At 70.5% G+C, this 18,310-nt stretch carries 16 protein-coding genes; 10 read left to right on the top strand and 6 right to left on the bottom strand.

All coding sequences use genetic code 11. From position 1 onward, the window contains the following. Window positions 1-4 precede the first annotated feature (4 nt). Window positions 5-1,714, bottom strand: a complete 1,710-nt coding sequence (locus LXT23_RS06595) for an acyclic terpene utilization AtuA family protein (RefSeq protein ID WP_253979203.1) — start codon at window positions 1,712-1,714, stop codon at window positions 5-7. A gap of 130 nt (window positions 1,715-1,844) precedes the next feature. On the opposite strand from LXT23_RS06595, the gene LXT23_RS06600 reads away from it, so the two are divergent. The 3 genes from LXT23_RS06600 (at window position 1,845) to LXT23_RS06610 (ending at window position 4,020) form a co-directional block, all read left to right on the top strand. Beyond that, window positions 1,845-2,480 (top strand): TetR/AcrR family transcriptional regulator, encoded by a 636-nt coding sequence (locus LXT23_RS06600; protein ID WP_253979204.1) that lies wholly within the window; start codon window positions 1,845-1,847, stop codon window positions 2,478-2,480. A gap of 62 nt (window positions 2,481-2,542) precedes the next feature. Further along, window positions 2,543-3,421, top strand: a complete 879-nt coding sequence (locus LXT23_RS06605) for an SDR family oxidoreductase (protein WP_253979205.1) — start codon at window positions 2,543-2,545, stop codon at window positions 3,419-3,421. Window positions 3,422-3,552: 131 nt separating this feature from the next. Next, window positions 3,553-4,020 (top strand): hypothetical protein, encoded by a 468-nt coding sequence (locus LXT23_RS06610; RefSeq protein WP_253979206.1) that lies wholly within the window; start codon window positions 3,553-3,555, stop codon window positions 4,018-4,020. Between the two features lie 80 nt (window positions 4,021-4,100). On the opposite strand, the gene LXT23_RS06615 is transcribed toward LXT23_RS06610, so the two are convergent. From LXT23_RS06615 to LXT23_RS06630, 4 genes are all read right to left on the bottom strand, one after another. Next, window positions 4,101-6,962: a vanadium-dependent haloperoxidase gene (locus tag LXT23_RS06615; protein WP_253979207.1), complete on the bottom strand. Its 2,862-nt coding sequence runs from the start codon at window positions 6,960-6,962 to the stop codon at window positions 4,101-4,103. Between the two features lie 23 nt (window positions 6,963-6,985). Next, window positions 6,986-7,477, bottom strand: a complete 492-nt coding sequence (locus tag LXT23_RS06620; protein ID WP_253979208.1) for a hypothetical protein — start codon at window positions 7,475-7,477, stop codon at window positions 6,986-6,988. Window positions 7,478-7,749: 272 nt separating this feature from the next. Beyond that, entirely contained in the window at window positions 7,750-8,874 is a 1,125-nt protein-coding gene (locus LXT23_RS06625) for a hypothetical protein (protein ID WP_253979209.1), read from the bottom strand. 262 nt (window positions 8,875-9,136) lie between these two features. After that, window positions 9,137-9,604: a macro domain-containing protein gene (locus LXT23_RS06630; RefSeq protein ID WP_253979210.1), complete on the bottom strand. Its 468-nt coding sequence runs from the start codon at window positions 9,602-9,604 to the stop codon at window positions 9,137-9,139. Window positions 9,605-9,660: 56 nt separating this feature from the next. Between LXT23_RS06630 and LXT23_RS06635 the strand changes: the two genes are divergently transcribed. Further along, complete coding sequence (locus LXT23_RS06635) at window positions 9,661-9,867, top strand: hypothetical protein (RefSeq protein WP_253979211.1); 207 nt, start codon at window positions 9,661-9,663, stop codon at window positions 9,865-9,867. Further along, complete coding sequence (locus LXT23_RS06640) at window positions 9,851-10,339, top strand: nucleotidyltransferase (RefSeq protein ID WP_253979212.1); 489 nt, start codon at window positions 9,851-9,853, stop codon at window positions 10,337-10,339. The genes LXT23_RS06635 and LXT23_RS06640 overlap by 17 nt, the downstream gene beginning before the upstream one ends. A gap of 59 nt (window positions 10,340-10,398) precedes the next feature. Here LXT23_RS06640 and LXT23_RS06645 read toward each other — a convergent pair whose 3' ends face one another. Further along, window positions 10,399-13,815: an amidohydrolase family protein gene (locus tag LXT23_RS06645; RefSeq protein WP_253979213.1), complete on the bottom strand. Its 3,417-nt coding sequence runs from the start codon at window positions 13,813-13,815 to the stop codon at window positions 10,399-10,401. Window positions 13,816-14,090: 275 nt separating this feature from the next. Here LXT23_RS06645 and LXT23_RS06650 point away from each other — a divergent pair, with 275 nt between their 5' ends. The 5 genes from LXT23_RS06650 (at window position 14,091) to LXT23_RS06665 (ending at window position 18,165) form a co-directional block, all read left to right on the top strand. Next, window positions 14,091-15,095 carry a hypothetical protein gene (locus LXT23_RS06650; RefSeq protein ID WP_253979214.1) on the top strand — a complete coding sequence of 335 codons (1,005 nt, stop codon included), beginning with the start codon at window positions 14,091-14,093 and terminating at the stop codon, window positions 15,093-15,095. Window positions 15,096-15,203: 108 nt separating this feature from the next. Further along, complete coding sequence (locus LXT23_RS06655; protein ID WP_253979215.1) at window positions 15,204-15,653, top strand: PaaI family thioesterase; 450 nt, start codon at window positions 15,204-15,206, stop codon at window positions 15,651-15,653. A 5-nt stretch (window positions 15,654-15,658) separates the two neighbouring features. Continuing rightward, the gene (locus tag LXT23_RS06660) at window positions 15,659-16,120 is read left to right on the top strand and encodes a PaaI family thioesterase (protein ID WP_253979216.1); all 462 of its coding nucleotides are present in this window, start codon (window positions 15,659-15,661) and stop codon (window positions 16,118-16,120) included. Between the two features lie 7 nt (window positions 16,121-16,127). Continuing rightward, complete coding sequence (locus LXT23_RS49585) at window positions 16,128-16,250, top strand: hypothetical protein (protein ID WP_256560512.1); 123 nt, start codon at window positions 16,128-16,130, stop codon at window positions 16,248-16,250. 73 nt (window positions 16,251-16,323) lie between these two features. Then, entirely contained in the window at window positions 16,324-18,165 is a 1,842-nt protein-coding gene (locus LXT23_RS06665) for a hypothetical protein (RefSeq protein ID WP_253979217.1), read from the top strand. Window positions 18,166-18,310 lie beyond the last annotated feature (145 nt).

Here is an 18,310-nt window from a genome sequence, read left to right on the forward strand (position 1 = left end):
TGTCTCACCCCTGCCCTTCACGCAGCAACGACTCGGGAATGTCCACGTGGCGCGAGCGGAGCCACTCGCCCAGCGCCTTGCCCTGCGGGTCGAAGCGCGTGGACGACGACACGCCCTCCCCCAGCAGGCCATCGATGACGAAGTTCAGCCCCCGGAGGCCCGGGAAGACGTGCCGCTCGATGGGGAAGGCGGCCGCCTCCGGCAGCAGCTCGCGGAGCTTCTCCACCGTGAGCGCATGCGCGAGCCACCGCCACGCCTCGTCCGTCCTCGCCCAGACGCCGATGTTCGCGGTGCCGCCCTTGTCGCCACTGCGCGCGGCGACGATGCGCCCCAGCGGCATCCGGCGCGTGGGCCCGACGGCCAGCGGCGCGGGGAGCGCGGGCGGCTCCACGGGCGCGAGGCCACGCGTCTGCTTCGGCGGAGGAATCACGGTGCGCGTCTCGTCGGGGAGGACGGCGACGTGCTCCACCTTCTCCGCCTCGACATAGGCCGGCGTGTAGACGCCATACGGCGCGCCATCCGACGGGGGCGCCGTCATGGTGAAGCCCGGGTAGCTGCCCAGCGCCAGCTCCACGGCGGCGCCGCTGAAGGCGCGGCCCACGAGCTTCTGGTCGGAGTCCTTCACGACGACGCGCAGGAACGCGGCGGCCTGCTCCTCCGTGGCGGCGTCCTCGCGGTCCGTGCGGACCAGCGTCCAGTGCGCCTCCCTCGGCTTGCGGGTCATCGCCGCTTCGAGCTGCTCGCGGACCAGCCGGGCCTTCTGCTCGATGTCGAGCCCGACGAGGACGAACGTCGCCTCGTTCTTGTAGCCCCCCAGGTTGTTGAGGCACACCTTCACCGTGGGCGGGGGCGGCTCACCGCGCACCCCGGTGATTCGGACGCGGTCCTTCCCGTCCGGAGCCAGGGAGATGGTGTCGAAGCGCGCCGTCGCGTCCGGCCCCGCGTACCGCGCGCCGGTGATTTCGTAGACGAGCTGCGCGAGCACCGTGTCCACCGTCACCGCGCCGCCCGTGCCCTCGTGCTTGGTGATGACCGAGCTGCCGTCCGCGTGGAGCTCCGCCAGCGGGAAGCCGGGGCGGCGGGCGTCCACCTCGGTGAAGAAGGAGTAGTTGCCGCCCGTCGCCTGCGTGCCGCACTCCAGCACGTGGCCGGCGACCATCGCTCCCGCGAGCCGGTCCCAGTCGTCCGGCTTCCAGCCGAAGTGCGCCGCCGCCGGCCCCACCACGAGCGAGGCATCCGTCACGCGCCCGGTGACGACGACATCCGCGCCCGCCTTCAGGCACTCGGCGATGCCCCACGCACCCAGGTACGCATTCGCCGTGAGCGGGCTGCCCAGCCCCAGCGCGTCCGTGTTGGCGATGAGGTCATCTCCCTCCACGTGCGCGATGCGCGCCTTCACGCCCAGCTTCGTGGACAACTCCCGGAGTGCGGCGGCGAGCCCCGCCGGGTTCAGCCCTCCCGCGTTGACGACGACCTTGACCTTCTTCTCCAGCGCCAGCGCCAGGGACTGCTCCATCTGCCGGAGGAACGTCTTGGCGTAGCCCGTGGCCGGGTCCTTCATCCTGTCTCGACCGAGAATCAACATCGTCAGCTCGGCCAGGTAGTCGCCGGTGAGGACGTCCAGCTGACCGCCCTCCAGCATCTCCCGGACGGCCGAGAAGCGGTCTCCGTAGAAGCCCGAGGCATTGCCGACACGCAGGGGGGACGCGCTCATGCACTCTCCACCCGGCCGCGACACCCTGCCCATCAAGGTCGCGCGCCTGGATTGGAGGAAGTGTGGGAGCCGGTCCTTAAAAAAGCAAGCGTGCTTGCTTTTTTCTCCTCCGACTTCCATCCTGACTCCCGTGAGCGAGTCATCCGGCGCGACGGGCAGGCAGGAGCAGGAGCGCAGCCGCGTCACGCGCCAGCGGCTGATGGAGGCGGCCCTCGGCGCCCTCTCGGAGCTGGGGTGGGCGGGCGCCACCATGACGGTCATCGCCGAGCGGGCGGGCGTGTCCCGGGGCGCCTGCCAGCACCACTTCCCCACGCGCGGCGACCTGGTGGCGGCGGCCGTCGAGTACGTCGGGAGTCAGCAGGTGGAGGAAGTGCTCCGCCAGGCAGCGCAGCTCCCCACGGACGCCCGGCGCACGGAGAGCATCCTCCACATGCTCGCGGGCATCTACCTCAGCCCGCTGTTCACCGCCGCCGTGCAGCTGTGGGTGGCCGCCGTGGCGGACCCGGAGCTGCGCGCGCAGCTCGCGCCCCTGGAGGCGCGCGTCGGACGCGAGTTCCACCGGCTCACGGTGAAGCTGCTCGACGTGGATGACCGGGAGCCGGAGGTGCGCGAGCTCATCCAGGCCACGCTCGACCTCATCCGCGGCCTCGCGCTGGCCAACCTGCTGCGCGACGACAGCGCCCGGCGCAAGAAGGTCCTCCACCGGTGGGCTCGCACGCTCGAAGAGGCACTCGGGGCGCGGCGCTCGCGTGGGGCGAAGGACTGACACTTTGAAACGCAATGCCAACACGGGCCCCGGTGGACACCGCGGCCGCTTCTGGAGGTGACATGGGCTACCGCTCTCTCTTCGCGCCGGGCTGCTTCAAGGACCGCACCATCATCGTCACCGGCGGTGGCAGCGGCATCGGGCGCTGCACCGCGCACGAGCTGGCGTCGCTCGGCGCGCACGTCGTCCTGCTGGGCCGCAAGCGCGAGAAGCTGGACGCCGTCGCGCGCGAAATCACGGAGGACGGCGGCGCCTGCTCCCTCGAGGCGCTGGACATCCGTGACGAGGAGGCCGTGAAGGCCGCCGTCGCCCGCATCGTCGCCGCGCGCGGCGTCATCCACGGCCTGGTCAACAACGCGGGCGGTCAGTTCCCGTCTCCGCTGGCCGCCATCTCCAAGAAGGGCTTCGACGCCGTCGTCGCCACCAACCTCACCGGTGGCTTCCTCATGGCCCGCGAGGTCTTCCTCCAGTCCATGAGCAACCACGGCGGCGCCATCGTCAACATGCTCGCGGATGCGTGGGGCGGCATGCCGGGCATGGGGCACTCGGGCGCGGCGCGCATGGGCATGCTCAACCTCACGCAGACGGCCGCCGTCGAGTGGGCCTCGACGGGCACCCGCGTGAATGCCGTGGCCCCCGGCTGGGTGGTCTCCAGTGGCATGGACAGCTACAAGGACGAGGGCGTCAAGGCCCTCATCCCCCTCCTCAAGAAGGAGGTGCCGCTGCAGCGGCTGGCCACCGAGTCCGAGGTCAGCGCCGCCATCGTCTTCCTGCTCACGGACGCCGCCGCCTTCATCACCGGCGAGGTCATCAAGATTGATGGCGGCGCCTCGTGCAACACGAAGATCTACCCGCTCGAGGAGACCTCCGCCTCCAAGCCCTACGAGGGCTTCCACCGCGCGCAGGCACCGAAAATCCTCGGCGGTGAGGGCAAGGAGTAGCCCCACCCACCCGGCATGTGTCTCCCCGGGGCCATCTCCCCGCCGTGCCCTTGCTTTTCCGTGCTTGCATGAAAGATAAGGGTTCCCCCCCATCCATGTTTCATACCTGCAACCTGGGGACTGGAGACACCATGTTCAAGCACCTCGCCATGGCCGCCGCGTGCGCTGGCCTCATCGCTTGTGGTGGTAAGGAGCCGGCCCCGGAGCCCGAGCAGACCCAGCAGCAGGTCACCATGGATGGCCGCGAGGTGGTCTCCATCGCCGACATGCAGGCCTCCTCGCCGGACGGCCAGGTGACGGTGGACATGCGGAACAGCAACCTGGGCTTCCGCGTGGAGCCGGGCCTGAACCACTCCAAGGTCACCGTCATCTGCCCGAGCAGCCGGGTGATGAACCTGAAGCAGTGGATGCCGGAGCTGGCCGCCGAGTTCCAGACGTCCCCCGCCCAGTTGGAGAAGCGCGGCTTCACCATGTTCCCGTTCATGGCGCCCGCGCCGGGGACCGTGACGGAGCAGTCCGCGCCCGTCTGTCTCGACAGCATGGGCAACCACTGCGGCTCGGAGCGTGAGCCGGACGGCAGCTGGACCTGTCTCTGCTAGTTCCCTGACGGCGCGCTCCAGGCGAGCGCACCCCAGGCCTCATCAGGGCTCCGGCTTCACCGCCGGAGCCCTTCTTCTTTTCAGGGGACGGCGGTGCCCTCGAAGAAGGTCCGCGCGCGGGTGACGGCGGACAGGCCCACCCTGCTGCCCAGCCGGCGGCCCACGAAGTCATCCGGCGTCACGTGGATGCCGCCCCACAGCCGCGACTGGCCCGCCTGGTCCGCGGCGTCGTAGTACGTGGCCCACTGCAGCCGCACCTCGGTGGTGGGGCCGCGCTCGAAGGTGAGGTAGGCGTCGCGGCCCGCGACGAACTCCCCCAGGCCTCCGGGGAAGTACGCGCTGCCGGTGAGCAGGCTGAGCACCTCGGCGGAGGCGCGGCTGAAGGTGCTGTGCCCGGAGATGAAGCCCGGGAAGGCGGGCGTCACGAAGGTGCGCAGCTGGAAGGGAATCCAGTCCACCGCCCGAATCCACCCGGAGCCTCCCACCTCGTTGCGGCGGTCTCCCGGCTCGCCCCGCCAGGAGTGCACCACCACCTGCCCCAGGAAGCGCGCCAGGTGCGCGTGGCGCTGCCCCGGCGCGGAGCTCTCCGCCGTCACCACCTCGATGAGCCCCGGCACCAGCGGCAGGCCGTCCGGGTGGTACGCCGGCCCGTCGGGCTCCGTGGACTGGCCCAGCCGGCCCATGTGGCGCAGCAGGGAGATGGGCCGCGCGGCGACGTAGGCGCGCTTCACCTCCCAGGCGACGATGGCCGCGTCGTGCACCGCGCCGTTGAGCGCCAGGTACACCTTCACGTCCCACTCCAGCGGCGCCACCTCCTCGCCCGTGCCGAACAGGCGCCGCGAGAAGCCGGCCGTGTCCGCCACGGTGTTGGCCAGCACGTTCCAGTGGCCCGGCGGCGTCTCCGACTTCGGGCCGTCCGCCCAGAACTCCGCCAGCACGCGCCCGAAGTCGCCCCGCCGCACGCGGTGCGGTGCATACGGCTGGCCGGTGATGGGGTTGACGGGGTGGCCGGTGCCGTCATTGGTGCCCAGGCTGTTGTTGCCGAAGGCCCCGGGGGACAGGTCCACCATTTCATCGCTGCCCAGCCAGTCCGTCTTGCGCAGCACCTCCACCACGTGCGAGCGCAGCTCCGCGCCGAACGAAGGCGGCGCGCCGGGGTCCAGGTACAGCCCGCCCCCGTCCGGCCGCGCCAGGGCGAACGGCGTCACCTTGCCCCAGTGCGCGCCGATGTAGCCCTGCGTGCCCGCGGCGGTGATGATGCCGTTCTGCGTGACGGCCACCGCCAGGTTGAGCGGCTGCCACACGGAGGGGTCCGCCAGCGTCTGCCCCGGCGCGTCCACCACCAGCGGCGCGTTCACGAACTGGAAGCCCGTGGTGTCCTTGTAGTCGTTCTGCTCGTTGGCGCCGTCATTCGCGCCCGCGCCGATGATGGCCTCCGCGATGCGGTTGCCCAGCGCGCGCGGCCCGTCCCCGGCCGTGCCCGTGTCGTCCGGCGCGTACCCGAGCTTCACCATGAAGTCCCGGAAGCAGGCCGCGGACACGGCCCCGCCAATGGCCTTGGTGTACCGGTGCGCGAGCACGCGATAGGCCGCGTAGCTGATGGCCTCCGCGCGCGCCGCCGCCACGTCCGTCGCGCCGTGCTTCTCGCGCAGGAAGACGCCGTCCGCCGTCGCGTCGTAGGCGGCCCACGCGTCCCACATGGCCGCGGACAGGTGGTAGAGGTTGCGCGCGTGCACCGTCGGCCGGGGGATGTCCCGGCGGATGGCGCCCAGAATCTGCTCGTTCCAGCGGCGCGCAATCGTGCCCGCCGGACGCGGGTCCACCGCCGCCGCCGGACACGTCGCCGCGGGCGGCGGGCCCGGGTCCACCCAGGCGGGGACTTGCGCCACCTGCGCCCCCCGGTGCAGCAGCGCGCCCGCGTCCAGCGAGCCCGACAGCACGTTGCCGCCCACGGCCCACACGCCACCCTCCGGGTCCGTCCACGTCGCGTGCAGGGACTCCAGCGTGGGCGAGGCGCCGAGGTCCGCGCGCTCCCACTTCCCGCCCGAGCGCCGGTACACCTCGCCCCGGAAGCCCGTGGCCCAGCCGGTGCCGTCCCCGGCGAGGGACACGCCCTGCAGCAGCGGGCACCCCTCCGGAGAGCGGCTCACGAAGCGGCCGGCCGCCTCGTCCAGCTCCAGGATTTCTCCCTGGCCCTCGCCGCCCACCACCGCCACGACTCCGCCCGCGCCGTGCACCGTGAAGAGCCGGCTGGTGGTGCCCGTGGGGATGACGGTGAACGCGCCGCCCGCGCGCGAGCGCAGCACCACGCCCTGCGCTCCCACCACGTACACGTCAGCGCCGGTGCCCCACACCTTGAAGAAGCCGGGGATGTCCCCATCCTCCGTGCGAGGCAGGGCCGCGTGCGGCACCTCCCGCTCGCGCCACTCCGTGCCGTCGTAGTGCCAGATGAAGCCGCTGCGGCCGGAGACGCTGCCCACCGCGTACACGTCATCCGCGCGCGCGCCCCACACGCCGTACACCGTGTGCCGCGCCAGGCCCGGCGTGCGCATGCGGGTGAAGGCGCCGCCCTCGTAGCGCAGGACGGTGCCGTTGCCTCCCGCCATCAGCACGGGGCCGTCCTGGAAGGCATGCACCCACCAGAGGTCTCCCCGCAGGCCGGTGGGCAGCTCGCTCCACCGCGTCCCGTCGTAGTGCAGCACCGCGGGGCCCCGGCCCCGGTCCGCGCCCACCGCCCACACGTCCGAGGGCGAGCGCCCCGACACGGAGAGCAGCGCCTCCGGGCGCGCCCCCGCCACGGTGGCCCAGGGGATTACGGGCTCCGGCTCCGGCTCGGGCTCCGGGTCATCCGGGCAGCCGGTGAGCAATGCGCCCAGCAGCAGCGGCAACAGCCAGGCGCCACGCGTGCGCCGCGTGGGAGGGAGGAACGGGTGCCGCGTCATGGGTGCTCCAGGTGCCGCGAGGTTCAGGGGAACGGATTGGCCGCCCAGTCGAGCGTGCCGGTGTGCGAGTCGCTGCCGTGCTGGCCGAGGTCGGAGGTGAAGGACGCCTTCAGGCGCACCTCCCGGCCCACGGCCTGCGCCACGTCGGGCACCACCAGCAGCAGTCCTTCCAGCAGGGCCGGCTCACCCTCGGCGCGGCCCGGCTCGAAGCGCAGGTCCACCTTGTAGCGGGACGACACCCGCTCGCCGTCAGACGTGCGCTCGAGGGCCAGCTCCACGCGGGCCTCCATTTCGGTGAGGTCCCAGGCCCGCATGGACACGAAGACGTGCTGGCTGCCCTGGCCGCCCTGGAACAGCTCCAGCGGGGCGCCTTCCTCCAGCGCGGTGAACTGGACACCGGTACCGACCTCGAAGCGCACGGGGTCGCCCACCGGCTCGGGGTCATCTCCCGGGCAGCCCGTCAGGACCAGCCCCAGGGCCAGCAGTCCGCTCCACCGGAGGGCCCTGGCGCTCATGGCGTCACCCGCGCCTTGAAGGCCTGGTGGGGAGGGAGCCCTCGCGTGACGCGATGGAGTGAAGGACCGAGGAGGGTGGAGACGTACAGCAGAGTGCCCGCGACCAAGCCGTTCTCCCTACCGCTGAACAGAGGAGGGCGAGCATAGGTGATTGCGGACACCGGGTGTGAGGGCCGCCCTGGTAGGGCCGCCTCGCACCGCGGGCCGCTCCGCTCCGTGTGCGGACTTCACCTGCCCGGGCCTTCTGGGCACCCGGGCAGGCCTGGTGGGGACTACCGCCCGTCGGGGTAGCAGAACCCGTAGGTGCGGTCGCTGCCGCCACCGGAGAGCGGGTAGTTGACGAAGCCCAGCTCCTCACCCGCGGCGCACTCCGAGCGGGCGCGCGCGTAGCGGTAGCACGTGTACTGGCCTCCGGCGACCAGGATGGCGCAAACGCCGCGGTCGCCCTCGACGCCACAGAACTCCGCGAAGCCGGCGCACGGCTGGCCGATGAGCGCCGGGTCGAAGGCGAAGCCGATGGGCTCCATGATGGCCTGCTGCTGGCACAGACCATAGACGCCGCACACCGTGCCGGTCGGGCAGCCGGGGTCCGCCGCCTTGTAGTCGCACGTGGCCATGCACTGTGTCTCGTCGGTGTAGGCGTCGGTGCAGGCGTAGCCCTGGGCGCAGTCCGTGGACGCGAGCGCGTGGGCGTCCACGGCGGGCGTGTACGTACACGCCTCGCCCTGCGTCTTCGTGCCGAGCGAGCGCTCCAGCGTGCCGTCATCCGCCGCGTAGTTGTCCGCGACGCAGGTGAGGCCCGACAGGTTGGACGTCAGCGAGCCCTCGCGCGGGTCACACGCGCCGTCGCGCACAGTGTTCCAGGTGGCGAAGCGAATCCACCGGCACTCTCCGCCCGCCACCGGCGCGGTGCCCGTGTACGGCGCCCCCTGGGGCGGCGCCGCCACCGTCTGGCGCAGGACGACGTTGGAGAGCGCGCCAATCGTCTGCTGCGGGTTGACCTTGAGCGCGAGCAGCAGCGCGCCCGACTCGGCGACGAACGTCCGCTGCGCCGTCGTCCCGGAGTCCTGGATGGCCCAGACGCACTGCTCGCACGCGAAGAGGTTGGCGCCGCCGGTGGACAGGTCATACAGGCCCGGGGCCGTGTTCACGTCCAGCCGGATGCGCGCGAGGTCGGCGACGGCGGGGTCTCCCATGCTGGAGAACACACCCCGGTACGTCGGCTGCGAGCCGTACATCACGGGCGTCAGCTCGATGCCGTTCTGCAGCTCGCCCAGGGTGACCTCGGTACACCCGGCAGGTGGCTCCAGGTGCAGGGCCTGCTGCTCGGCGGTGCGCAGTGCCTCCTGCTCCGACGGTGCGGCGGGCGCCTGCGACTCCTGGCCACAGCCCACCATGGCCGTCAGGAGGACCGCTCCGACTTGCCACCGGATTGTTTTTGCAATTCCAATAATGTGAGAGCTCACGATGTCTGCTCCTGGTGTCGCTTCGTTGTGTGGGTGCATCCCCGGGAATGCGGGGACGGACACGGTTACGCGGAGTGGGCTGTCGGTTTCAACGGGCCAGGGTCGGGGCGTGCGGGATGGTTTCCGCGTGACACCCATCCCTGGCTTTCGCCGCGACTTTGCCGTCGGCGAACGTCATGCCAGGGAAGCGGCGTCAGGAGGGCCGGTAGCGGACGACGCGCACGTCGAGCGTCCCGGCTTCCGCGTCCAGCACCTGGGACATGAGCTGGAGGGAGCGCTCCTCGTCGAAGCCACCGGAGCCGGTGCCGATAAGGGGGAAGGCGAGGGAGGTGAGCTGCAGCTCGCGCGCTCTTGCGAGGGCGTTGCGGACGGAGTCCTGGATGGAGCGCTCGGACGCGCGCCAGAGCAGGTTGATGCCGGCCACGTGGATGATGGCCTTGAACGGGAGCCGTCCCGCGGCCGTCACCACCGCCGAGCCGAGCGGCATGGGCCCCACCTTCGCGAGCGCCTGGAAGGGCGCCAGGCCCGCGCGGCGCTTGATGGCTCCGGAGACGCCCTGCGGGAGCAGCAGCCACCAGGGGATGATGTTCCGGTTCCACGCGTTGACGATGGCCTCCACCGGCTGGTCGAGCAGGTCTCCTTCGGTGAATGTGACGGGCATGGACATTCTCCTGGAGGAAGGCTGCGTCGGGGCCGAACCGGGCTTACAATCAGGCCATGGATATGCGCGAGATGCTGCGGCAGGCCTATCCGAGCCATGGGCCGGACTGGGACGCGGCCATCGAGGCCGGCGTGGATGTATCCCTGCTCGAGGAGAACCTCCAGCTGACGCCTACTGAGCGCATCGAGCAACTGCAGCGCATGACCGAGCTGTACGAGGCACTGCGCCCCAAGAACCTGACCGACGATGCAACAAACCCCTGAGCTCCTTCGCCTGCTGCTCGACGCTGGCGTGGAGTTTGTCCTCATCGGAGGGGTTGCCGCCATTGCTCATGGCTCGGCGACCTTCACCCAGGACTGCGACATCGCAGCGCCCTTTACCGAGGCCAACTTCTCACGCCTGCTCGAAGCGCTCGCTCCCTACCATCCGCGGTATGCACTCGCGGGGCCCAAGCGGCCAGTGACGGAATCAGCGGGCGAGCTCGCCACGTATCGAAACCTCTACCTGCTCACCGACCTTGGCCGGCTCGATATCCTCTCCGAGGTGCAGGCGCTGGGCCCCTACAAAGACTGGGCCGACAGGGCAATCTCCCTGGAGCTCTATGGGCGCCAGTGCCGAATCATCAGCCTGGATGACCTCATCACCGTCAAACGCCACCTGGGTCGCGACAAGGATCGTCTCGTGGAACGTGAGCTGCTTGCGCTTCGCGCCCGGAAGTCTCCAAACGACCCCTGAAGCATGGGAGCACGGGACACCCTGACGCTCACCGCCAGGATGTCCCGCTCCCGCTCACGTCAGTCGCAGCTGTGCGTGTGCGAGTTCGCCGTGGCCTTCGGGCTCCAGCCCTCGTTGCCGTCCTTCTCGAAGAAGAACTTCGCGCGCTGGCGCTGCCGCGTCCCCACCTCGTTCAGCGTGGCCGCGTCGTACAGCCGCCCGTTCACCATCGTGTAGCGCACCGTGCGGCTGTTCTTCAGGTCCTCCAGCGGGTTCCTGTCCAACACGATGAGGTCCGCCAGCTTCCCCTCCTCCATCGAGCCCACCTCCCCGTCCAGGCCCAGGTAGCGCGCTCCACTCAGCGTCCCTGCCCGCAGCGCCTGCAGCGGCTTCATCCCGCCCTGGCCGAACATCCACAGCTCCCAGTGCGCCGCCAGGCCCTCACGCTGGCCGTGCGCGCCCAGCTGCACGCTCACGCCCGCGTCGTTCAGCTCGCGCGCCACCCGCGCCACGTCGATGTGGTTGAACTCGTCGTCCGGCGCCGACTGCGGCGGACGCCGGCTCCGCGCATCCACCACCCGCCGGGGCACGAAGGACAACAGCCGCTCGTCCTCCCAGACCTTCGTCTTCTGGTACCAGTAGTTCTCACCCATCAACCCGCCGTACGCCACGCCCAGCGTCGGCGTGTAGCCCGTGCCGCTCTTCGACCAGAGCTGCCGCACGTCCGCGTAGATGCGCGCCACCGGAATCGAGTGCTCCACCCCCGTGTGCCCATCCACCACCATCGTCAGGTTGTGCTGCAGGAGCGACCCGCCCTCTGGCACCACCAGCATGTCCAGCTCGCGCGCCGCCTGGAGCACCTTCTGCCGCTGGTCTCTGCGCGGCTGGTTGTAGCTCTTCACGCTGAACGCCCCCAGCGCCTTCATCCGCCGCAGGTGCGAGCGCGCATCGTCCAGCGTCTCAATCGGCGTGCGGTAGCCCGCCCCCGCCGCGCCGTACAGAATCGTCCCCGTCGAGAAGATGCGCGGCGCCAGCAGCCCGCCCGCCTTGCCCAGCTCGCTCGCCGCGAAGATGTGCGCCGACGAGTTCGACGGGTCGTGCAGCGTCGTCACCCCGAACGCCAGCGACGCCGCATGCACCCAGCTCTGCTCCGGCATCAGCCCGTCCACCCCCATGGACCCGTGCCAGTGCACGTCGATGAGCCCCGGCATCAGCGTCTTCCCCTTCACGTCCACCACCTTCGCCCCCGCCGGCACCTGCACCTTCCCCACCGGCCCCACCGCGACGATGCGGTTGCCCCGCACCACCACCACGCCCTGCTCAATCACTTCGTCACCCTTCATGGTGATGACCCGCCCGCCCACCAGCGCCAGCGTGCCCTCCGGCACGTCCGTCTTCACCTGGAAGGACAGGTCCACACCCTTCTCCGGCGCCTCGGGCAGCTTCTCCGGCGCGCCCTCCATGAAGCGGAAAGCCTGCTTCAGCTCGCGCGTGAAGAGCTGCGGCCCCAGGGCCCAGTGCAGGCTCTGGCTCCTGCCCGCCCAGTGCAGGTACTCGCCCGCGTCCTTCGACACCCGCGCCACCGGCAGCGCCTTCGCCTCCGGCCCCACCGTCGCCGACTTCGCGCCCCGGGGGAACGGCGTGATGAACGCGTTGAAGTTCTCCCGGAACGCCACCCACTGCCCGTCCGGCGACACGCGCAGCTCCGTCGCCTCCGCGCTCGTCAGGTGCGTGCGCTCCTGGCTGCCGTCCAGGGCGATGCTCTTCAAGGAGCGCACGTCCTCCTTCTCCTTCTGCTCCACGTGCAGGAAGAACACGCGGTCCAGGCTCGCGCCGAAGTGCGGCTGCTCGCCGTCCCTCGCCAGCCGCCGCGGCGTGCCGCCCTTGGCAGGCATCACGAACAGGCCCGTCTCCCGGCTCCACTGTCCCGGCATCAGGTAGCCGTCACCCGTCGCGCGGTACACCAGCCAGCGCCCATCCGGGCTGAGCGCCGGCTCCACGTAGTAGCCCTGCCGCGTCGTCAGCACCTTGCCCTCGCCGCCCGTCGCCGGCGCCACGCGGATGGTGCCCAGCTTCTCGTCGTCCCACGTCGTGTAGACGATGGACTTCCCGTCGCGCGAGAACGACGGGTAGAACTCCAGGTGGTCCTCCTGCTTCGTCAGCCGCTTCGGCGTGCCGTTCGGCAGCTCCTTCACGTACAGCTTGCCCAGCGCCTGGTACACCACGCGGTCGCCTTCCGGAGCCACCTGCACCCAGCGCAGCAGCTTCGTCGCGAAGCGCTCGGGCGCCACCGCCTGCGGCGTGCGCACCGCCTGGAACAGCGTGCGCGTGCCCTTCACGTGGAAGGGAATCTCCGTCACCTTCCGCGACGCCACGTCCACGCGGCGCAGCTTGCCGCCCGCCCAGAGGACCAGCGCCTTGTGGTCTCTCGTCCACGCCATCGTCGGGTACACGCCGTGGATGGCCCACGTCTCCTGCATGTCGCGGTCGAGCCCGTCGTACAGCGGGCGCTCCGCACCGGACGCCACGTCCGCGACGTAGAGGACGCTCTTCGTACGCACGCGGCGGATGAACGCGAGCTGCTTCCCGTCCCGCGACGGCGTGGGGCGGATGGAGCCCCCCGGCCCGGTGACGAACGGGTCGATTTCCCGCGTCTCCAAGTCGAGCCGCTGGATGGCGTAGATTTCCCCGTTGGGGTCCTTGTTGTACTCGAACGTCTTGCCCGGCGTGATGTCCTGGCTGAAGTAGACGTAGCGGCCGTCCGGAGAGAACGCGGGCTCGCCCAGGTCCTTCTGCTCGTTGGCGCGCTCGGTGAGCTGCAGGCCCTCGCCGCCGGAGCGGTGGTACATCCACACCTCGCCCGCGCCCAGCGAGCGGCGCGCCGTGAAGTGCTTGCGCGCGACGATGAAGTTGCCGTCCGGGCTCCACGCCGGGCTGTTGAGCAGGCGGAACTTCTCCTGCGTCACCGCCTGCGCGTCCGTGCCGTCCCGCTTCATCACCCAGATGTTGTCGCCACCGCCGCGGTCGCTCGTGAAGGCGATGGACTTCCCGTCCGGGCTGAAGCGCGGCTGCATGTCCCACGCGACGCCGGACGTCAGCGCCTTCGCCTCGCCGCCGCCCAGGGGCAGCACGTAGATGTCGCCCAGCAGGTCGAAGACGAGCTCGTCGTTCGTCGGGCTCACGTCCACGTTCATCCACGTGCCCTCGGTGACGTCGATGCTCACCTGGGTGGCGGGGAACCCGGGCGCGTCCACCTTCCACGCGTCCTTGTCCTTGCCCTCCTTCGCCGCGTCCTTGGCGGCGTCGGCAGTCGGGGTGGCAGGGGTGCCGGCGTCCACCTCGGCGGCGCGGGCGGCGTCCTTCGCGGCCTGGTCCTTCTTGTCCGGCGCGGGGGGTTGGTCCTGCCTGGCGGAGGGAGGCGTCGTGGAGGGTTGCGCGGCCAGCAGCGCGGCGGGCACGAGCAGCGCGGCGCACAGGACGGAGGTCAGTCGTTTCACGGAGAAGTCCTCGTGAGGGGCGGGGGTGTGTCGGGTGTGCGAGACTACCCGGCCCCCTGGGGCGGAGGGATGCCGGCCGTGAACAGGCAGCCAGGCAGGCTTGTTCCGGTCCGTGTAACGTACGCCTGCGGGTGAAGCCACGCGCGCGCTGTCCGTCAGGGACGGGCCCTCGGCCGCTCCACCCGATGCGCACCACCGTCGCGAGGGGGGACCTCCATGCAGCCGAGCAGCACCGTCCGGGCCACCGGCCCGCGTCCTGGCCAGGAGCAACGGCCATGAAGAAGCTCGCCGTTCTCGTCATCCACGGCATCGAGGTGGACGACCCGGGCCTCTATGACACCGCCCTGCGCCTGCTGCGCCAGCACTTCGGCGAGCATGCGCCCTCCGCGCCGGGCAATGCCCTGGTGGTGGAGACCGTGAGCTGGGCCTCCGTGGTGGAGGGCGCCGAGCGCGACTTCCTCGCCCGGCAGAGCCCTCCGGAGGCGGAGGACTACTGGAAGTCGCTCTACGACGGCGTGCGCGCCGTCAACAAGGGCCGCGAGTCCGCGCTGGTGCCCCTGATGCTCCGCATGATGCGGCCGTCACTGCGCGGCATGGACCTGCGCTACCCCGGCCTGCGCTGGCTCATCGTGCACTTCGTCGGCGACATCATCGCGTACCAGAGCAACCCCGCGGACCCGGACGTGTACACGGACATCCATCGCAAGGTGGCCGAGGCGCTCGGCCGGCTTCGCGCCCGCGCCGGAGACGACGCGCCCCTGTGCGTCATCTCGCACAGCCTGGGCTCCGTCATCGCCAGCAACTACTTCTACGACTTGCAGGCGCGCCGGCTGGACGGACGCGACATCATCGAGTCGTCGGTGCTCGCGGCGCAGGGCGACTCTCCACTGGAGCGCGGCGAGACGCTCAGCCGCTTCTACACGCTGGGGACTCCCATGGCGCTGTGGAGCCTGCGCTACCGGAACTCGGCGCTGGACAGGCCCGTCCAGGTGCCCGCGCCCGAGCTGGAGCAGCACCACCCCGGCCTGGGCGGCGAGTGGCTCAACTTCCATGACGACGATGACGTCTTCGCGTGGCCGCTCCAGCCCCTCAGCGACGCGTACCACGACCTCGTGGAGGACCGCGCCGTGAGCCTCAAGGGCCCGCTGTTCTCGTGGACTCCGCTGGTGCATCCCTTCTACTGGTCGGATGACTCGGTGATGGGGCCCATCGGCGAGTCGCTCGCGGAGGCGTGGGAGCAGCTGGGCGCCGTGGAGCCCGGTCCTCCCGTCGCGGCGTAGGTGGACAGGTGGACGGTGGGCGGGGGCACGCCCGCTCGCCTGTCCACTGCCAGCGGAACTCCGCATTCGCCTCGCGCCACCCGGCGGTGATTCTGTTATCCGCACCGCATGTCGGACTTCAATCTCCCCGAGGACAAGGCCGGGCGGCTGGCGCGGTGCTCCGTGTTCTACACGGACGTCGTGCCGCACAACCATGCGCTCGGCCTGAAGCTGGTGGACATCGGTCCCGCTGAAGCCACGGTCGAGCTGCCCTATGCCGACTTCCTCGTCGGCAACCCGGAGACGGGCGTGCTCGCTGGCGGCGCGGTGACGACGCTCATCGACGCGTCCTGCGGCTCCGCCGTGTTCCTCAAGCTGGGCCGCTTCGCTCCGCTCGTCACGTTGGACCTGCGCATCGACTACCTGCGCCCCGCCCAGCCCGGCAACACGCTCACCTGCGTGGCCGAGTGCTACCGGATGACGCGCCAGGTGGCGTTCGTGCGCGCGCTCGTGCACCAGGGCGACACCGCCAACCCGGTGGCCTCCGCGCAGGGCACCTTCATGAAGCTGGAGGAGTGACGGCCATGAGCGACACGAACCTCGCCTCCTCCCCGCTCGCCAGCCTCGTGCGCGAGGTGCGCAAGACGCGCGAGTACCGCAAGCTCACCGACGCGATTCCGTACACGCGCTACATGGGCATCGGCGTGGAGAACCTCGCCGGAGAGATGCTCTGCCGCATGGCCTATGCGCCGAAGCTCATCGGCAACAGCCTGCTGCCCGCGCTCCATGGCGGCACCCTGGGCGCGCTGCTCGAGTCCGCCGCCGTCTTCGAGCTGCTCCTCCAGACGGACACCGGGCGCGTGCCCAAGGTCATCTCGCTCACCGTGGACTTCCTGCGCTCGGGCAAGGCCCAGGACACCTTCGCCAAGGCGCTCATCACCCGCCAGGGCCGCCGCGTCGCCAACGTGCGCGTGGAAGCGTGGCAGGATGACCGCACCCGCCCCATCGCCAGCGCCCACGCGCTGTTCCTCCTCGCCGAACCCTGAGGTCCCCGTGGGCCGCGTCCTCGAGTCTATCGCCCGCCTCTTCGAAGCCGTGGGAGTGGTCGGCGTCTGCGGCCTGGTGGTCCTCGTCGTCTTCGTCGCCGTCATGGTCAACCAGGTCCGGGGGGAGTGAGGCAACCCACGGCCGCCGTTCGCGATAATCCCCGTGAGACATGGCGCTCCCGCGCCATCGAGGGGGATGTTGAGTGGACGGTATTTCCAGATTTTCAAGCCAGAGCCGTATCAGCAGTGCGTCGACGCAGGAGTCCGCTTCCACGCAGGAGCCCACTTCGAGCGCGGAGGCCACGGACACGCCTCGCGAGCGGGAGCGGCTGGACCTGTTCTTGTTGAGCCGCTTCGAGTCGGGCAACACGGTGCGCGCCTTCTCCGAGCCCGCCGCCACCTCGAAGCCACCGCCTCCCCCGCTGCCGCCGGATGCGACGCCGGAGGCTCGCGAGCAGGCCGTGCAGCAGTGGCAGGACTACTGCAACGAGTTCAAGCTGAACGCCCTCACCGAGCTCAACCGCAAGCGCGGCACCCAGCTCCCGGATGACGCCGCCAACGCGCTGCTGCACGCGGGCCCTCGCAGCGACGTGTACGTCGCCGGCCGCTCCACCGTGGGCGGCAACGAGAACATCCCCGCCTTCTTCCAGGACTTCCCCAGCAGCGAAGACCGGCAGATGCAGCTGTACACCTTCTGCCGCCCGCCAGAGGGCCAGGACCTCAAGCCGGACGACCGCTCGCAGTGGGTCTCCTTCGAGGTGTACGGCGACATCTGCAAGGCGTACTCGGACCCGTCCTTCACCAGCGGGAAGGAGGGCACCAACTCCGTGCTCGGCTTCCCCGACTCGGGCCGGGAGGACGCGCTGAAGACGGGCGCGCCCTTCCTGGATGACCCGGACGTGAAGGCGCTGGCCGACGCGCGTGGAGCGGTGCCCTTCCAGCAGTTCCAGAACGGCTACCTCGTGGACCTGGGCGGCAAGGTGCAGGCCTTCGGGCTCGACGGGAAGCGGCTGGGCACCGCGTGGCCCGACGGGAAGATGGACGCGGGCGGCGTGGGTGGCCCCACCGGCCCGCAGCAGCCCACCGGGCCCTACGGCGTCTACGGCCCGCAGGACGGCGACACGTCCTTCGGCAACGAGATGGTGCAGCTCGGCACGAGCAGGCGCTTCGGCGGCGCCATCGACAGCCTCGTCTACGACGGCAAGCAGTTCGTCAACAACAAGGACCACGGCCGGCAGATGCAGGTGGCGTACTCGCTGGATGGCAACGGCGAGACGCTGATGCCCACCGAGGCCGGCAACAACCAGGACCACGACGGGCTCACGTCCACCACGAAGATACTGGGCGTGAGGGTGGAGGACGGCGGCGTCACCACCACCGTCAACCCCGCCTACTGGCTGGAGCCCAACGAGCCCGCCGGTGGCTACAACGGGCCCGACGCCCCCAAGGCGAAGAACCTCACCGAGGTGTCCGAGGACACGCTGAGCAAGACGGTGAAGGCCGGCGTGGGCGGCCACCCCAACGTCATCCAGTACGACACGAACATCCACCTGGCCGCGCCGCACCAGAGCATGTACCTGGAGGCCCCCACGAACTACCTCCCGCCCGAGTTCGACCGGCACTTCCGCTTCGACCCCGCCACCGGCGAGACGCACGAGTACCCGCGCGTCCACTCGGAGCTGGACCCGAGCGACCCGAACAACAATGGCTTCAACGACGAGGGCGGCAACGTGCCGCTCATCGTCTCCTCGCCGGATGGCAAGCACGCCATGGCCATGTGGTCTCCGGACGAGGCGAAGTACGACGACCTCCAGTACCGCTTCCACCAGTTCGACATGGCGAACGTCGGCGGGGACACCACGTACAACGCGTCGAAGATGGGCGTCACCATCGGCATGGGGCGCGATGTTCCCCAGGACATCAACACGCGGACCTACGTCATCGTGGGCACCGTCGAGGAGGTGAAGGCCCGCCTCGCCGAGCTGTACGCGCAGAACCCCACCGGCGTGGAGCGCCAGTGGCCTCCGGGTGAGCCGCTGTCCTGAGCGCGGGCATGACGCCGGGCGGCCCGCTGCGGCGCCCGGCCATGCTGAAGGTCAGTCCATTGCCATTGGCCCCATGGCATGGGGTGCTTTTGACCCCAAAGACTGGCACTGTGCTATGTTTGTCATTTCCCAATCATTCATGGTA

The organism is Pyxidicoccus xibeiensis, from assembly GCF_024198175.1.
Classification (GTDB): domain Bacteria; phylum Myxococcota; class Myxococcia; order Myxococcales; family Myxococcaceae; genus Myxococcus; species Myxococcus xibeiensis.

Bases quoted from the DNA above. Each gene is read 5' to 3' on its own strand.
- LXT23_RS06630 (WP_253979210.1), bottom strand. From the start codon at position 9,604: ATGCCCGTCACATTCACCGAAGGAGACCTGCTCGACCAGCCGGTGGAG.
- LXT23_RS06595 (WP_253979203.1), bottom strand. From the start codon at position 1,714: ATGAGCGCGTCCCCCCTGCGTGTCGGCAATGCCTCGGGCTTCTACGGA.
- LXT23_RS06625 (WP_253979209.1), bottom strand. From the start codon at position 8,874: ATGGTGGGCTGTGGCCAGGAGTCGCAGGCGCCCGCCGCACCGTCGGAG.
- LXT23_RS06620 (WP_253979208.1), bottom strand. From the start codon at position 7,477: ATGAGCGCCAGGGCCCTCCGGTGGAGCGGACTGCTGGCCCTGGGGCTG.
- LXT23_RS06640 (WP_253979212.1), top strand. From the start codon at position 9,851: ATGCAACAAACCCCTGAGCTCCTTCGCCTGCTGCTCGACGCTGGCGTG.
- LXT23_RS06660 (WP_253979216.1), top strand. From the start codon at position 15,659: ATGAGCGACACGAACCTCGCCTCCTCCCCGCTCGCCAGCCTCGTGCGC.
- LXT23_RS06615 (WP_253979207.1), bottom strand. From the start codon at position 6,962: ATGACGCGGCACCCGTTCCTCCCTCCCACGCGGCGCACGCGTGGCGCC.
- LXT23_RS06635 (WP_253979211.1), top strand. From the start codon at position 9,661: ATGGATATGCGCGAGATGCTGCGGCAGGCCTATCCGAGCCATGGGCCG.
- LXT23_RS06650 (WP_253979214.1), top strand. From the start codon at position 14,091: ATGAAGAAGCTCGCCGTTCTCGTCATCCACGGCATCGAGGTGGACGAC.
- LXT23_RS06610 (WP_253979206.1), top strand. From the start codon at position 3,553: ATGTTCAAGCACCTCGCCATGGCCGCCGCGTGCGCTGGCCTCATCGCT.
- LXT23_RS06605 (WP_253979205.1), top strand. From the start codon at position 2,543: ATGGGCTACCGCTCTCTCTTCGCGCCGGGCTGCTTCAAGGACCGCACC.
- LXT23_RS06655 (WP_253979215.1), top strand. From the start codon at position 15,204: ATGTCGGACTTCAATCTCCCCGAGGACAAGGCCGGGCGGCTGGCGCGG.